Here is a 15,582-nt window from a genome sequence, read left to right on the forward strand (position 1 = left end):
CGTCTCAAAACTCGACGCCCGGTTGGCCCTTGATACCGGAGCGGAAGGGATGTTTGACGAGTTCCATCTCGGTCACCAGATCGGCGATTTCGATCAGTTCTTCCTTGGCGTTCCGGCCGGTCAGCACGACATGCGTCATGGCGGGCTTCTCGCTCTTCAGGAAGGCGACGACATCGTTGATGTCGAGATAATCGTAGCGCAGCGCGATGTTGATCTCGTCGAGCAGCACCATGGAATTACTTTCGTCGCGGATCAGTTCCTTGGCCTTTTCCCAGGCGGCCGCGGCTGCGGCGACGTCGCGGGCGCGGTCCTGCGTTTCCCAGGTGAAACCCTCGCCCATCGTGTGGAACTGGCAGAGATCGGAGAAATGCTTCTCGATCAGGTCGCGTTCGCCGGTCCACATCGCGCCCTTGATGAACTGCACGACGGCCGACGGCTTACCGTGGGCGATATGGCGGAAGATCATCCCGAAGGCGGCTGATGACTTACCCTTGCCTTTGCCGGTATGGACGATGATCAGGCCCTTGCCGTCGGTCTTGGTCGCCATGATCTTGTCGCGCGCGGCCTTCTTCTTCGCCATCTTCTCGGCGTGGCGGGCGTCGTCCTTGCCGCTCCCGGCTTCTCCGATCTCGCTGTTCGTGGTCTCGTCGCTCATTGGTTCACCTCATTCTGTTGTCTGGCGGCCAGGTCGAACCGGGCCGAATTGCTGCGCGGCGTCCAGAGACTGCGGTCGATTGCTTCAAGCAGCCGCTCCTTCATCTCGTTATATGCAGCCGGATTCTTCTCGATCATGAAATCGCGCACGCCGGCATCGGCGACGAAGGCCTGATAAACGGCCTCGAAATGATGCGCGCCGACCGCACCCGTCGTCGCCGAAAAAGCGAAGAGATAGTCGACGGTGGCGGCAATCTCTGCCGCTCCCTTGTAGCCATGGCGCATAACGCCTGCGATCCATTTCGGATTGACGACGCGCCCGCGCACGACGCGGCCGATCTCCTCTTCCAGCGAGCGGATCACCGGATTTTCCGGCCTGGAATGGTCGTTATGATAGATCGAAGGGCGCGCGCCGGCGAGCTGCTCGGCGGCGGCGGCCATGCCGCCCTCGAACTGGTAATAGTCGTCGCTGTCGAGCAGGTCGTGCTCGCGATTGTCCTGGTTCTGGATCACAGCCTGCACCGAGCGCAGCCGCTCCTCGAACAAGCCGCGTTCGGCCCTGCCCTCCTCGCCTGCGCCATAGGCATAGCTGCCCCAGACGAGATAGGCCTCGGCGAGATCGGCGCGCCGCTCCCAGCCCTTTTCATCGATCAGCGCCTGCAGGCCGGCGCCATAGGCGCCGGGCTTCGAGCCGAAGACGCGGTAACCCGCCCGGCGCTTTGCCGAGACTTCGTCCAGACCGACGGCGCCAAGCCTTGCCGCCTCGCCGCGCATGCGTGTTGCGATCGGATTGTCGGCCTCGTCCTCTTCAAGCGCGCCGACGGCACGGATTGCCTTGTCGAACAGCGCGATCTGCTCGGGAAAGGCATCGCGGAAGAAGCCGGAAATCCGGAGCGTCACGTCAACGCGCGGCCGCCCGAGCATCGCCGGCGGAATGATCTCGTAGCCGGTGACACGGCGCGAACTCATGTCCCAGAGCGGCTTGACGCCGATCAGCGCCAGCGCCTGGGCGATATCGTCGCCGCCGGTGCGCATGTTTGACGTGCCCCAGGCCGTCAACCCGAAGGAGACAGGCCACTCGCCATGATCCTGCACATAGCGGCGCACCAGCAGTTCCGCCGATTTTTTGCCGAGCTCGTAGGCGGCCGGCGTCGGCACGGCGCGGCTATCGACCGAATAGAAATTGCGGCCGGTGGGCAGCACATCGGGCCGCCCGCGTGTTGGTGCCCCGGAGGGTCCGGGCGCCACGAACCGGCCGTCGAGCCCTTTTAGCAAACCTTCGATCTCGGCCGGGCCACAGGCGAGGATGGAGGGTTTGAGGCGGATCTCGATCTCGGAGAGCACCGCCCGTGTCGCCTTCCAGTCCTCGGGGCATTTGCTCTCGCCGGAAACGAACTTCGCCGAGAGTAGTTCGATGCGCTCGACAGTGTCTCCGTTGGTTCGCCATGGGGCATCGAGAACATCTGCGAGGATGTCAGGACGTGGACCGGCCCAAACGGCAGCCATGTCGGTGTCGAGAGGGTCGAAGGAGGAGGCACCCCGCACGCCGCCGCCCAATCCCGCATCCGCCGCGATCGCCCGCTGCAAACTCGCATCACCGCCCTCGCCCAGCCCGCGCGGCACCCGCGCCAGCGCCACGGTCAGGTCAGTCAAGAGCCGTCCTTCAGGCGAGACCCCGAACACATGCAGTCCATCGCGGATCTGCATCTCCTTGAGGTCGCAGAGATAGGCGTCGAGCTTCTTCAGCGCCTCGCCCTCGCTTTCGCCGCTCGCGATACCGGCATCACGGTCGAGGCCGATATCGGCAACGAGCTCGAGGATCTGGCGGCTGAGCAGCCGGATACGGCGGGGATCGCCGCCCGACGCCTCGTAATATTCGTCGACCAGCGCCTCCAGATCCTTCAGCGGCCCGTAGCTTTCGGCTCGCGTCAACGGCGGCGTCAGATGATCGATGATGACGGCCGCACTTCGGCGCTTGGCTTGCGTGCCCTCGCCCGGATCGTTGACGATGAAGGGATAGAGATGCGGCAGCGGCCCGAGGATCGCCTCGGGATAACAGCTTTCTGACAGCGCCAGCGCCTTGCCCGGCAGCCATTCGAGATTGCCGTGCTTGCCCATATGTATGACGGCATGCGCGCCGAACTCGCGGCGCAGGAAAGCGTAGAAGGCGAGATAACCGTGCGGCGGCACGAGATCCGGCGAATGATAACTCTCTTTCGGATCGATATTATAGCCGCGTGCTGGCTGGATGCCGACGAGCACCTCGCCGAAGCGCGCAAAAGGCAGGGCGAAGACGCTTTCGCGAAAATACGGATCATCTTCGGGATCGCCCCAGCGGGCTCTCACCTCATCCTGAATCTTACTGGGAAGCGATTCCAGGAAGCTGTTGTACAGACTCAGGGAAAGCGTCTCGCGGATGATCTTTCCGTCGGAACCGGAATTGGTCGGTCCTTCCATCAGGTGGCGGATCAGCGCATCGCCGTCGGCGGGAATCTCGGCGACCGGATAACCCGCCGATCGCATGGCGCGAAGCACCTCGACGGTGCCGGCCGGCGTATCCAAGCCGACGCCGTTTCCGAGCCGGCCGTCGCGGTTCGGATAGTTCGCCATGACGAGCGCGATGCGCCGGTCGCCGGCGAAAGTCTTCCGCAGCCGCGCCCAATTGGCGGCAAGCTCAGCCGTATAGCGCACCCGGCCGGCATCGGCCTGGCTGGCGACGATGTTCGTCTCGACCAGCGCATCGTAGCGCGCCGCCGTCTTGAAGGAGACCGCCCGCGCCAGCACCCGGCCATCGACTTCAGGCAGTGCCACGTTCATGCCGAGATCGCGCGCCGACAAGCCCTGCGGAGAAGCCGCCCATGCCTCCTTCGACGAGGCCGACAGGATCGCCTGCAGCACGATCGCCTCATTCGCTTCCAGCACCGTCGGCTGCCGGTCCGCACCCGGTGCCGAGACCGCAAAGCCCGTCGTGTTGATGACAACGTCGGGTTTCAGCGCCGAAAACACGCTTTCGAGAATGCCGGTGGAGATGGGATCCTTGAGGCTATAGGCAAAGACCGGCAGCGGCCGGAGGCCGAGTGCGGCCAGCGCCTCGACAAGCGCTTCGATCGGCCCGGTCTCGCCGCTCTGCACCAGGGCGCGGTAGAAGCTGATGGCGACTGTAGGGGATTCAAATCCCTCCTCCGCTACCATCCCCGCACCCGAAGACATATCTAAAACGACCCGCCGCCACTCCTCGACCCCGATCAACCCCCGCCCCGGCCACCAAATACCTGCCTTCATCAAAGGCACAGCCGGTGCCGGCTTATCTGTGCCCGACAGCATCGCCCCGGCATAATCGAGAAACGCCCGCGCATTAGCATCGCCGCCCTCGATCAGATAGGCCCAGAGCGCGTTGAGATCGTCGAGATCAACATTGGAGAAAGGAACCAGCCCCGCATCTGGCCTGGCATCACCCGGCAAGACCGCAATCAGTGCACCGGCGCGAGCCGCAGCCGCATGCAGCGCTTCCAGCGCATAGTGGAAATAGCTGGCGCCGCCGAGCGCACGCACGATGATCAGCTTCGCATGCCGCGCGGTGCGCTCGACATAGGTATCGACCGACATCGGATGCTTGAGGCTCATCAGACTGGCGAGCCTCAGCGAAGGTGCTGTCCGGCGATCGCGATGGGCGGCTGCGATCGCGGCAAGCTCGCTGTCGGCCGCCGACAGGAACAGGATATCGCCCGGCGTCTGCCCAAGGTCGATTGCCTCCTCGCCGTCGCTGATCGTTCCCTGCTGGGCCAGAAGCAGATGCATCGGTCTATGCCAGCGCTTCGATCGCCGCCCTCACCGCGTCCTGGTCCATTTCGTGCAGGCCAATGACAACGAGGCGTGTGCCGCGCTTTTCTCCGGCTGCCCAGGCGCGGTCGAAATAATGGTCGATGCGGCTGCCGACGGCCTGGAGCTGCAAACGCATCGGCTTGCCTGAAACGTCGACGAAACCCTTGAGACGCAGCACGTCATGGGCTGATATGATGTCCTTCAGCGCTTCGACGAAACCGGCGGGATCGGCAATGGCTCCGAGATCGACGACAAAGCTGTCGAATTCGTCGTGATCGTGCGGCGCGCCATCCTCATGCTCCAGCTCGTGATGCGACTTGCGATTGGCGACATCGTCCTCCGTGCCGATGCCAAGGCCGAGCAAGATGCCGGCTGACACCTCGCCATTTCTCGCCTCGATCATCACGGGCTTGCGCACCGTGCGGGAGGCGACCTCGTCGCGCACCCTGATAAGGCCCGCGGCGTCGATCAAGTCGGTCTTGTTGAGCACGATGAGGTCGGCGCAGGTGAGCTGGTCCTCGAACAGCTCCTCGATCGGGCTTTCGTGATCGAGCGATTCATCCTCGGCACGGCGCGCATCGACGGCATCATGGTCGTCGGCGAAACGGCCGGCGGCAACGGCAGCACTATCGACCACCGTGATGACACCGTCGACGGTCACCTGGGTGCGAATGTCGGGCCAGTTGAWGGCGGCGACCAGCGGCTGCGGCAAAGCAAGGCCCGAGGTTTCGATGACGATATGGTCGGGCCGCTGTTCGCGTTCGAGCAGCTTCGTCATCGTCGGGATGAAGTCGTCCGCGACCGTGCAGCAGATGCAGCCATTGGTGAGCTCGATAATGTCGTCCTCAGTGCAATTCTCCGCACCGCAGCCCTTCAGCACGTCGCCGTCGACGCCGAGATCGCCGAATTCGTTGATAATCAGCGCAATCTTCTTGCCGCCGGCATTGGTCAGCAGGTTGCGGATCATCGTCGTTTTGCCGGCACCGAGGAAGYCGGTGATGACGGTTGCGGGAATCTTCTGCTGGTTCATGGACTTAACCCTTCATTTTCAGCGGCAGGCCTGCCGCGATGAAATAGACTTCGGCGGCCTTCGCCGCGATCGATTGGTGCAGCCGGCCGGCATGATCGCGAAAATCCCGCGCCATGCGATTATCCGGCACGATGCCGAGACCGACCTCGTTGGAAACGAAAACGAGCCGCGCCTTCGCGGCGGGCAGGAAATCGGCAAGTGCGGCAAATTCCACCGCCATCTCACGCTCCTCGATCATCAGATTGGTGACCCAGAGCGTCAGGCAATCGATCAGCACGATGCGCCCTTCGCCATCGATGTCGGTAAGCTTGCCGACAAGATCGAGCGGCTCCTCATGCGTCGTCCAGGACGGACCGCGATCGGCCTTGTGTTGCGTTATGCGCGCCTGCATCTCCTCGTCCCAGGCCCGCCCGGTGGCAAGGTAGTGGCGATCCAGATCGGTCGCGGTGACGAGGGATTCGGCGAACCTGGACTTGCCGGAGCGCGCGCCGCCGAGGATGAAGACAGTGTTGGAGGGGGCAGCCGTCATGCCGGCGTTGCCTTCTGAATAGATGCCGCGCAAGCCGCTACGGAAGACGCCGGCGGCTGTAAGGCCCCGCCAAATCGCGCCGCACCAGGCTGCGCTGAATTCAATCGTTCAGCCAAGACAACCTCCGTGCTGGCAACGGGCATAGTGCCCAGGTGTGGGCTTCGCGCCCGGCACGCATGGCAGGTCTCCTGGCTCGCGGTTATCGGCCGCGATCGGGGCAGACCGGAAACCGGTCGCCCTGATCGTGCCAGCGGATCATCCTCGCCTTCCCGGCTGCATCAGTGAAAAGGTGGACGATTCGTAGACTTGAGAGGCGTCCGACCCCGGTTGATCACCATGCATATCCAGTGGCTTTTCCGGCATGCCGCCCGTCCCGCCCGCCTGCACGATTGCAGGCTGCCGGCAGAAAGGGCTTAACGCCGGATGGAAGACCCTGACCGCTCTACAGTCGCGGGGTCGGCTGTGATGAAGGCGCCCGGCTTGGGTCCGCCGCGTCACATTCCCTTTTCATCCGGAAGGGCGTAACACCGATCCGGAACCATCCGTTATGTCGGGATGGTCGGGCGACCATCCGTTGAGGGATGGTTAGGCAAGCTCAGAGGTGAAGTCAACCGGCCTTGGCGACCGGGCAATGGCCGGCCAGAGGAAGCAACTCCGCCAACACGACTTACTCTACCTAAAATATCGTCATTTATCAGAGACTTACGTCATAAAAATTTGTCCCAGCCGCCGGCTTTTCGCCGCAATTGCGTCGCAAGCGGACTGCGCGACCATCTCCGCCCTTGACCGGGCCTCTCCCCGCCTAGTTGTCTAGCCATGCTTATGAAATTGGATCGGCGCCGTTTTCGTGCGCTGCGTGTTTTCTTCGATCCGGGACGCCTGCGGGCGCTGACCCGCCGTAGCGAGGTCGGTCTGTCGCTGGCGGGCGCCGTCGTCGGCATCATCTCGGGTCTCGCCGTCACCGGCATGAGTTACGTCTCCAACGAGCTGCATCAGCTGGTCTTCGGCATCGCCGACAGCGAGCGGCTGAGCTCGTCCGAGATCGAGAACAAGATGCTGCTGCTCACTGCCCCCGTCATTGGCGGCGCCCTGCTCGGCCTGTTGCTCCTAGTGCTGGCGAAACGACGCAAGAAGCCGATGGTCGACCCGATCGAGGCCAATGCGCTGCATGGCGGCCGCCTGTCCTTGACCGACAGCATCATCGTTGCCGTGCAGAACCTGATCTCCAACGGTTTCGGCGCCTCCGTCGGCCTGGAGGCCGGCTATACCCAGCTTGCCGCCGGCCTCGCCTCCAAATTCGGCCTGAAGCTGCAGCTTCGCCGCTCGGACCTGCGCACCCTCGTTGGCTGCGGCGCGGCGGGCGCCATCGCCGCCGCCTTCAACGCGCCGCTGACCGGCGCTTTCTATGCCTTCGAGCTGATCATCGGCACCTATACGATCGTGTCGCTGACGCCTGTCGTCGTCTCCGCCCTTGTCTCCACCCTGATCGCAAGGCTGCTTGCCGGCAGCGATTTCACCATCGATATCGGCAGCTTCGGCTCGGTCGTGCCAGCCGATTATATCCCGGCACTGCTGCTCGGTGCTTTCTGCGCCGGTGTCGGCATCCTGATCATGCAGGGCGTCGCCTTTGTCGAAGAGCTGGCGCGCAAGAGCTCGATCGCCCCACCCTTCCGCCCGGCACTCGGCGGCATCATCGTCGGGCTGTTGGCGATGATCTCACCGCAGGTGCTCTCGGCCGGCCACGGCGCGTTGCATCTGAACCTTTCCCGTGAGGTGGCGATCCCGACGCTGATCGGCCTCTTCCTCTTGAAATCCTTCGCCTCGGCGATCTCGATCGGCTCCGGCTTCAGGGGTGGGCTGTTCTTCGCCTCGCTGTTCATGGGCGCCCTGCTCGGCAAGCTCTTCGCCTATTGCGGCCCCTATTTTGCCGATGCGACGCTGACGCCCGTCATCTATGCCGTGGTCGGCATGAGTTCGCTCGCCGTCGCCGTCATCGGCGGGCCGCTGACCATGACGTTCCTGGCGCTCGAAATCACCGGCGATTTCCTGATCACGGCACTGGTGCTCGCCGCCGTCATCACCTCCTCGCTCGTCGTCCGCTCGACCTTCGGTTACTCCTTCGCCACATGGCGCTTTCATCTTCGCGGCGAAAGCATTCGCAGCGCCCATGATGTCGGCTGGATCCGCAATCTGACGGTCGACAAGCTGATGCGCGCCGATGTCAAGACGGCAAGGGCAGGCATCTCTCTGGAGGAATTCAAGCAGGCCTTCCCGATCGGCTCGACCCAGCGCGTCATCCTCGTCGAGGAGAGCGACAAATATGTTGGCCTCGTGCTGGTGCCGGAGATCTACGCCAACCCGACCGACGCCCAGGACGAGGGCAAGACGCTTGCCGATTTCATCCACTACCGCAACGATTTCCTGCAGCCGCAGATGAATGCCAGGCAAGCGGCGGCGATCTTCGACAAGAGCGAAAGCGAAGCACTCGCCGTCGTCAACAACCTGATCGAACGCAAGGTGATCGGCCAGCTCAGCGAAAGCTATACGCTGCGCCGCTACAGCGAAGAACTCGACCGCCGCCGCCGCGAGGTCTCAGGCGAGATCTGAGCGTCGTCGCGCCGATCGGATCGACGCTTCAGGATACGGCGTCGGCGAGCTTGAACACGTCGGCCCGCTTCGAAACGCCGCGCAGCTCGAACGATCCCAGATACTCGCAGGCCACGGCGCAGGTGGCCGCGAAGCTCTCCGACATCAGCAGGTGTTGTTCAAGCGTGCCGCAGAGCTTTTCTAGCCGCGAGGCCTCGTTGACGGCCCTGCCGATCACCGTGAAATCGAGCCTGCCACGGGCGCCGACGTTCCCGTAGAAAACCTCGCCGAGATGCAGGACGACATCGACGCCGATATCGGGGCCGCCGTTTTGCGTCCGCTCACGGTTCAGCGCCTCGTTTGCTTTCAGCAGATTCTTCGTAGAAGCCAGCGCGGCCATGCAGGCCTTCTGCGGACCCTCGGCGTCGGTCGGAAAGATCGCAAGCACGCTGTCGCCCATGAACTTGAGGATCTCGCCGGAATTTTCCTCGACATGCCGGTCGATCAGCTCGAAATGTTCGTTCAGAAACCCGACGATCTCGCTGGGTTGATAGACCTCGGTCAAGGCCGTAAAATTTCTGAGGTCCGCAATCAGGATCGCCGCATTGATGGAGCCGCCGGTTCCCCTCTGGGTCTCCCCGGCCAGAATGCGCGCGCTCGTCCTAGCGCCGGTATAGACCGCGAGGATATCGGTGGCGGTTTTCGATGCCGCCACACGGTAAGCCGCCAGACCCAGCGCCGGGACAAGCGCTTTGACGATCGCCAGCTGATCACCGGAAAATCCGCCCGGCGCATCGCTGGTCAGGGAGAAACCGAGCCCGCGCAACGCGACCTCCTTCGGAAATTCGCAAAGGCTGACCAGATGGTCCGTGCCGCCGGCAAGCGCAAATTCCGCGAGCTGCGGATAGTCGAGCCCCTCGCCCCTGGCCAATATCCAGCGCCCTGTTCTCTCGCCGCGGTTCAGCAGGTAAAATATCGGTGTTTTCTCGAAGTTGCGCTCTTCTACGCTGCCATGCGCTGCATTTTCGAGAACGGTTGCACCGCCCCGCACGAAATTGGCCGAGACGCCGCGATACATGGGATGAAGGGATGGCATGGTAATGCTGGCCCGCCAGATCGGAATGCCATCGGCGATCAGCCGCTCGCACAGGCCGGCGACGAGATCGCCAATATGCTCGCTGGTGAGTCCCTGCTCTATAAGCCACTGAATATGATCGTTAATTTTCGAACCTCCGCATGGGATCGGGACCCGGGAATGACCGTTTTCGCCACCAAAGCCCGGCAACACGAACCGCAGATACGCGCTGAAAGAGCGATATCACGCATCCCGTTCATTAGCCTGCTTCGCGTCGCTATACCACTCCTGGGCGAATGGAAGTGATACGGAATCCAATGATGACAACAAGGAGCGCCGGCGCTTTTCCTCAACCGTTCGGCTTCACTTCGATATGTAAAGGGCTGCTCGGTTAGCGGAATCTGTTCCAGTCTCCGTCCCGCGAGGCGACGAACGGGATCTCGCCTCTCGACACCGCAATGTCCTTCAGCATGTGGTCCGAAACGCCCCAAGCCGATTTTCCACCGATCGCCGTCGTCGCCACAGCATGAGGCTACGAGCCGGAGACAACAGCAGCAGCACCGCTTTGCGCAGTCGCAGTTCGAACCCGCCTGACAAGAGCTTCTCGTTCATGATCCTCCCCATCGAGTCGTGCGCCGATCATAAAGATCGGTGCGCCCTGCGAGCCGGTCGGCGCCTCGTCCGCCGGCCGGCTCCCGCGCCCCAGCGCAGACCTCGGAATCGAGATCGGTTTGGTGAAAGGGTTATGCGCGGATTGAAAAGCGACAGAGCGTGGTTGGCGCGCCCTATCGAACGCGGTCTTAACGCGCGGCCGAATGAGGGCCGATGAGCGTGGTGATCTCCGTCACGCGGTCCGCTGGAAAGCCACCCTTTTCTGCGTGCCGATAGACCGCATCGGCGCTCTCGGCCTCATGAACGCAGTACATCTTGTCCCCCGTCACATAGCTGGTGATCCAGGTATACGGTTCGCCGAGAGAGGCCACGACGGCGTTGGATTTCGCCGAGATCTCTCGCAGTCTTTCCTTGTCCATGTCCCCGAGACCTGGAATGTTTCGTTCGACAACGAATTGCGGCATTGTTTTATCCTTCCATGATGTTTTGAGTGACGCAGCGCTTCATCAACCGTGCGCATGCCGGCAGCTGACGTCGGGGTTCATGTCGGCGAACGGTCCCTTCGGATTGTTCTTCCAAGCCCAGACGTGCAGCTCGTAGAAAGCCGGAAGGCCGTAGCGGTTCGGTGCGTTCGTAAAACTGAACAGCTGGCCGCCGAGATTGGCGGGGCCTTTCGTCGTGATGTATTCGACAGCGACGAGTTTCATCTTGCCGTGTTCGTCAGGCTCGTACATCACAGCCTCCGGCTTGGAGAGATCAATGGCCTCATCTTTGATGAGGTCGGCACTGACATAGTGGATACCCATCGCACCTCCATCTATGCCGCTGGTGCATGGGATCGGCGAATAGCCTTCCTTGATGGCCTGGTTGACGTCCCGGAGGCGCGCATTGGCCTCCCGAACCAGTTCCGGCAGGCCGCCGCCGCCGAGCGCTGCAGCCGGAAGAACTGCCATAATGAGAAGCGCCGCGATTGGCGCTTTTGTCGCTTTCATGAAGATTGCACTCCAATTTCTGGTTGTCCAAGCCGATTGGATTCCGGCCGGCATTGCGTTGTAAAAAATCCGCGCGATGAAACATCTCCCGCATGGGGGATGAAATCTTCCGCAAATCCCGGAAATGAAGGCGCCATGGCCGGCGACAATTGACCGTGCTGGCCGGGCTGATGCAGGATTGTGATCATGGAACAGCAGCTGTCGGAAATTATTGGCGCTATTTATGATTGCGTGGCCCGGGAGGATACCTGGCCAAACGCTCTTCGTCTGATCAATGGCCAGGTCAATGGTTTTCTAACCACGCTTGCCGTCTTCGACACGACCACGCGTTCCGCACGTCTGGCCCAGATCGCCTGCGACGACGGAGAGGCCATCCGCACCCTCGTCGCGCATGCGAAGGACGTCCCGTTCTTCCACCTTCTTCACCGAATGGAGATCGATCAGCCGGATACGCTGGAGCGGATGTTTTCCCTCTATGGACCCGATGGCGAAGCCGTCTGGAAGAGCGGTGCGCTATACCAGAACTTTCATGCCAGGTATGGGGTTCTAAACTCGATCGACATGGCCGTGCTGAAGCGCCCGACCCGTGTCGGGACGATCAACATTTCGGTGCAATACGAACCGAGCGAACGACGCGTCTTCGACATCGTCGGGCTGCTCGGCCCGCATATCCGCCGTGCCGTGACAATCCACGATATGTTCGAGATGGAGCGCGCCGAAGCCGCCGTCCTCAGGGAGGTCATCGACGCTCTCGACCATGCGGTCTTCATCGTTGCAGAAGACATGACGATCCTCTTCGCCAATGATGCCGCCGAAGCACGGCTGCGCGAGCAGCAGGTGGTGCACTCGCTTTCAGGCCGGCTGGCGGCTCGCTACAGTTATGCAGGCGCCGCCCTTTCCAACGCCGTGACGCTTGGCGCGCGCGACGAAATCAGTCTCGCAGCCGCTGGGATCGATGTTCCCCTTGCCTCGGCCGAACGCCCCGCCGTCGCTCACGTTCTGCCGTTGCAGCGGCGCACCGAAAGGGGACGCTTCGAAAGTCGGGCCGCGGCGGCTGTCTTTCTCGCCGCGGCTGGAACGGTGATCCAGTCGGCCGTCGAAKCCGTTGCCGCGCTTTTTGCTCTCACGCCTGCCGAACGGCGCGTGGTCGGCTACGTGTCCGAAGGCATGACGCGATCCGAGATCGCAAATGCACAGGGCGTTGCCGACGGCACCGTGAAATCGCAATTGGCCGCCATCTACGACAAGACGGGAGCGGAAGATCAGCGCAGCCTGCAGCAGCTCGTCCGCGAACTTAGCCCACCTGTCAGGCGCGCCTAAGAAGTCGACATTAAACTTCGGCCGACTGGCAGCAGACGCGAAAAAGCACGCCGGCGCCACGGCAGCTGCGGGCTCCGCTCACATCCTAACCGTCATGCCGCCGTCGACCGTCAGTACGTGGCCGTTGACAAAGGAAGCGGCGGCGCTTGCGAGAAAGAGCGCCGCGCCGGCGATCTCGTCCGGCCGTCCCCAGCGTTGAACCGGAATGCGCTGGCGCACGAAGGGCATCAATTCCTCGTTCGCAGCCATCGCCGCGTTCGTCTCGGTGGCAAACCAGCCGGGCGCAATTGCGTTGCTGGTGATGCCGTGCGGGCCGAATTCGACCGCCATGCCACGCATCAGGCCGGTCAGGCCCTGCTTGGCTGCCGGATAGACGCAGTCGCCGGGCATTACGACATGGCCGCTGATCGAGGTCACCGCGATCAGGCGACCGTGATTGCGCCGCTTCATCAACACGGCAGCGTCGCGCGAAAGCGTCATCGCCGCCGCAAGGTCGGTGCGCAGCAGCTCGATGATCGCATCATCGTCGAATTCGGCCAGCGGCCGCCTGTCGCGGGCGCCGACATTGTTGATCAAAATATCGAGACGACCATGGATCTTGTCGATATCGGCCATCGCAGCACGCTGTGCCTCGCGGTCGGCGACATCGAATGCGGCGGCCTCCGCCGTGCCGCCAGCGGCACGGATGGTCCTGACGGCGCCTTCCAGCGTCGCCGCCCTGCGTCCGTTGACGATGACATGCGCGCCGGCCTCGGCAAGGGCGCGCGCCATCTCTAAGCCCAGACCACGGCCGCCGCCGGTCACGAGCGCCACCTGACCTGCCAGTGAAAATCTATCCAATATGCTCATGGTTTTCGTCGCTCTCAACCGGGTCCGTCGCGACAATTAATGGACTCAGTCAACTAATTTGGCAATAGCCGAACGACGAGACCGGATGACGGTGAGGCAGCCCGTCCGGTACACATCCGGCCTAACCGAGCAGCCCGGCCAACCAGCGCGAATCGAGGTGGCGTTCCAATTCCCCGGCGACGTCGTCGAGCGCCTGCTCGACGCTCTCGCGGTAATTCCTCCGCCCACCTGATAGGCCGAAGCTTTGAAGCAGCCGGTCGCGATAGGCGTCGCTGCCGAAGAGCCCGTGCAGATAGGTGCCCATGATCCGACCGTCGGCCGACAGCGCGCCGTCGGGCGCGCCGTCAATGATCGCCGAGGGCCGATCGCAATCCGGGCCGCGAGTGATGCCGAGATGGATCTGGTAGCCGGCAAGCGGCGCGTCATATTCGGTCGAGCGAGCCTGGCTGTTGCGCACGGTCTTCTCCGGCGCCATCTCGGTCTCGATGTCGAGCAGCCCAAGCCCCGGCGTCTCGAGCGTCCCGCCCTCGATGCCGAGCGGATCGCCCACTGTCCGGCCGAGCATCTGGTAGCCGCCGCAGATGCCGATCACCCGGCCGCCGCGCCTGACATGCGCCTTGAGATCGCGGTCCCAGCCCTCAGCCCTGAAGTCGGCGAGATCCGATATCGTCGATTTCGAGCCGGGAAGCACAACGAGGCTCGCATCGGCAGGTATCCGCTCGCCTGATCGCACGAACACCAGCTCGACATCCGGCTCGGTCCTCAGCGGATCGAGATCGTCGAAATTGGCGATGCGCGGCAGCACCGGCACGGCGATCTTCAGCGCGCCCGTCCCGCCCCTCGCCAGCCGTTCGAGCACGACAGAATCTTCGGCCGGCAGGCGTCCCGCACCCGGCAGCCACGGCACGACGCCGAAGCACGGCCAGCCGGTAAAGCCCTCGATGGCGCGGATGCCGTCGTCAAACAGCGAGACGTCGCCGCGGAACTTGTTGACGATATAACCCGCAATCATCGCCCGGTCGCCATCGTCGAGGATTGCATGCGTGCCGACCAGCGAGGCGATGACGCCGCCGCGGTCAATATCACCGACAAGCACGACAGGCACGCCCGCCTGCGTCGCAAAGCCCATATTGGCGATATCGCCGGCCCTGAGATTGATCTCTGCCGGCGATCCGGCACCCTCGACGATAACGAGGTCGGCGCCCGCAGCCACTTTTTCGAAGCTCTCGAGCACGGCGCCGAGCAACTGTGGCTTCAGCCGCTGGTAGTCGCGCCCCTTCGCCTGGCCGAACACCCTGCCCTGCACGATGATCTGGCTGCCATTCTCCGATTGCGGCTTAAGCAGCACCGGATTCATGTGCACCGAGGATGGCGTGCGCGCGGCCAGCGATTGCAGCCACTGCGCCCGGCCGATCTCGCCGCCGTCATCGGCGACCGCCGCATTGTTCGACATATTCTGGGGCTTGAACGGCCGGACCGTCAGCCCGCGATTGGCCGCCAGCCGGCAGAGGCCTGCAACCAGAACCGTCTTGCCGACATCGGAGCCGGTTCCCTGCAGCATGATCGCTCTTGCCATGGTGGCCMGCATCCGCCTCTCGTTCAGGCGAGGCCTACAATAGGCGGTAATCCCGGGTCAAGACTTGCCCCAAAGTTCCGTGCCGCAAACGCGAAAACCGCGCATGGCCTTGGCTCTGCGCGGTTTGCCGAAAACTCAGGCGTCTTCGCCCCTACACGGCGAAGCTCGCTTTCTCCGGTACGCACTACCTGAACCAGAGAAGCGGCGGTCATTGCTGCCACGACCCAACTGATAACGGCACATTCTTACCGGAGGGTTATTGAAGGCTTACGCAAATGTTAATTTTGATCTTTTTTGACATTCTCGTCGAAATTTCTGCCGAAGATCCGCCGCCGATCGCGAAGAGCGTGCATTTCGCCCAGGGGCGCCATTTTCGGGATCTTCACATAAATTCTTCGAATTCAATCATTTAGTCACGCAACCATGAGCAGAAGATGGTTGATTTCTGCGAGCGAACGCGTAGGCTCCGTCATAATGCGCCATTGTTGAACATGGCCTGCGACGAGTTGCCGGAGCCGCAAGGACGGACGGTGCCAT

The 15,582-nt window shown here is 62.8% G+C and carries 11 protein-coding genes and 1 riboswitch; of the genes, 2 read left to right on the top strand and 9 right to left on the bottom strand.

The features are described 5' to 3' along the window. Positions 1 to 4 precede the first annotated feature (4 nt). From cobO to cobU, 4 genes are read right to left on the bottom strand one after another with little or no spacing between them, the layout of a single operon-like run. The gene (gene cobO / locus AC1D1Z_RS02485; protein ID WP_130652574.1) at positions 5 to 655 is read right to left on the bottom strand and encodes a cob(I)yrinic acid a,c-diamide adenosyltransferase; all 651 of its coding nucleotides are present in this window, start codon (positions 653 to 655) and stop codon (positions 5 to 7) included. Next, positions 652 to 4,452, bottom strand: a complete 3,801-nt coding sequence (gene cobN / locus AC1D1Z_RS02490; protein ID WP_130652575.1) for a cobaltochelatase subunit CobN — start codon at positions 4,450 to 4,452, stop codon at positions 652 to 654. Before cobN ends, cobO begins: the two co-directional genes overlap by 4 nt. A 4-nt stretch (positions 4,453 to 4,456) precedes the next feature. Further along, positions 4,457 to 5,506, bottom strand: a complete 1,050-nt coding sequence (gene cobW / locus AC1D1Z_RS02495) for a cobalamin biosynthesis protein CobW (protein ID WP_477849398.1) — start codon at positions 5,504 to 5,506, stop codon at positions 4,457 to 4,459. A gap of 4 nt (positions 5,507 to 5,510) precedes the next feature. After that, positions 5,511 to 6,035, bottom strand: coding sequence for a bifunctional adenosylcobinamide kinase/adenosylcobinamide-phosphate guanylyltransferase (gene cobU / locus AC1D1Z_RS02500; protein ID WP_028733104.1), 525 nt, complete (start codon positions 6,033 to 6,035; stop codon positions 5,511 to 5,513). A gap of 161 nt (positions 6,036 to 6,196) precedes the next feature. After that, positions 6,197 to 6,593, bottom strand: a riboswitch (cobalamin riboswitch). A 258-nt stretch (positions 6,594 to 6,851) separates the two neighbouring features. Here cobU and AC1D1Z_RS02505 point away from each other — a divergent pair. Continuing rightward, positions 6,852 to 8,642, top strand: coding sequence for a chloride channel protein (locus AC1D1Z_RS02505; protein WP_130652577.1), 1,791 nt, complete (start codon positions 6,852 to 6,854; stop codon positions 8,640 to 8,642). 28 nt (positions 8,643 to 8,670) lie between these two features. Here AC1D1Z_RS02505 and AC1D1Z_RS02510 read toward each other — a convergent pair whose 3' ends face one another. From AC1D1Z_RS02510 to AC1D1Z_RS02520, 3 genes are all read right to left on the bottom strand, one after another. Continuing rightward, positions 8,671 to 9,909, bottom strand: a complete 1,239-nt coding sequence (locus AC1D1Z_RS02510) for an adenylate/guanylate cyclase domain-containing protein (RefSeq protein ID WP_312864662.1) — start codon at positions 9,907 to 9,909, stop codon at positions 8,671 to 8,673. Between the two features lie 587 nt (positions 9,910 to 10,496). Next, positions 10,497 to 10,772: a DUF4242 domain-containing protein gene (locus tag AC1D1Z_RS02515; RefSeq protein ID WP_028733108.1), complete on the bottom strand. Its 276-nt coding sequence runs from the start codon at positions 10,770 to 10,772 to the stop codon at positions 10,497 to 10,499. A gap of 42 nt (positions 10,773 to 10,814) precedes the next feature. Beyond that, positions 10,815 to 11,300 carry a hypothetical protein gene (locus AC1D1Z_RS02520; protein WP_028733109.1) on the bottom strand — a complete coding sequence of 162 codons (486 nt, stop codon included), beginning with the start codon at positions 11,298 to 11,300 and terminating at the stop codon, positions 10,815 to 10,817. A gap of 186 nt (positions 11,301 to 11,486) precedes the next feature. On the opposite strand from AC1D1Z_RS02520, the gene AC1D1Z_RS02525 reads away from it, so the two are divergent. Further along, positions 11,487 to 12,620: a helix-turn-helix transcriptional regulator gene (locus tag AC1D1Z_RS02525; RefSeq protein WP_477849403.1), complete on the top strand. Its 1,134-nt coding sequence runs from the start codon at positions 11,487 to 11,489 to the stop codon at positions 12,618 to 12,620. A 78-nt stretch (positions 12,621 to 12,698) separates the two neighbouring features. Here AC1D1Z_RS02525 and AC1D1Z_RS02530 read toward each other — a convergent pair whose 3' ends face one another. Together AC1D1Z_RS02530 and AC1D1Z_RS02535 are read right to left on the bottom strand one after the other, a co-directional pair. Further along, positions 12,699 to 13,469, bottom strand: coding sequence for an SDR family oxidoreductase (locus tag AC1D1Z_RS02530; protein WP_130652578.1), 771 nt, complete (start codon positions 13,467 to 13,469; stop codon positions 12,699 to 12,701). 121 nt (positions 13,470 to 13,590) lie between these two features. After that, positions 13,591 to 15,045, bottom strand: coding sequence for a cobyric acid synthase (locus tag AC1D1Z_RS02535; protein WP_130653545.1), 1,455 nt, complete (start codon positions 15,043 to 15,045; stop codon positions 13,591 to 13,593). Positions 15,046 to 15,582: the final 537 nt, after the last annotated feature.

It is taken from the genome of Rhizobium sp. P1_E1, assembly GCF_056406015.1.

Bases quoted from the DNA above. Each gene is read 5' to 3' on its own strand.
- cobO (WP_130652574.1), bottom strand. From the start codon at position 655: ATGAGCGACGAGACCACGAACAGCGAGATCGGAGAAGCCGGGAGCGGC.
- cobN (WP_130652575.1), bottom strand. From the start codon at position 4,452: ATGCATCTGCTTCTGGCCCAGCAGGGAACGATCAGCGACGGCGAGGAG.
- cobU (WP_028733104.1), bottom strand. From the start codon at position 6,035: ATGACGGCTGCCCCCTCCAACACTGTCTTCATCCTCGGCGGCGCGCGC.
- AC1D1Z_RS02505 (WP_130652577.1), top strand. From the start codon at position 6,852: ATGCTTATGAAATTGGATCGGCGCCGTTTTCGTGCGCTGCGTGTTTTC.
- AC1D1Z_RS02515 (WP_028733108.1), bottom strand. From the start codon at position 10,772: ATGCCGCAATTCGTTGTCGAACGAAACATTCCAGGTCTCGGGGACATG.
- AC1D1Z_RS02520 (WP_028733109.1), bottom strand. From the start codon at position 11,300: ATGAAAGCGACAAAAGCGCCAATCGCGGCGCTTCTCATTATGGCAGTT.
- AC1D1Z_RS02530 (WP_130652578.1), bottom strand. From the start codon at position 13,469: ATGAGCATATTGGATAGATTTTCACTGGCAGGTCAGGTGGCGCTCGTG.
- AC1D1Z_RS02535 (WP_130653545.1), bottom strand. From the start codon at position 15,045: ATGGCAAGAGCGATCATGCTGCAGGGAACCGGCTCCGATGTCGGCAAG.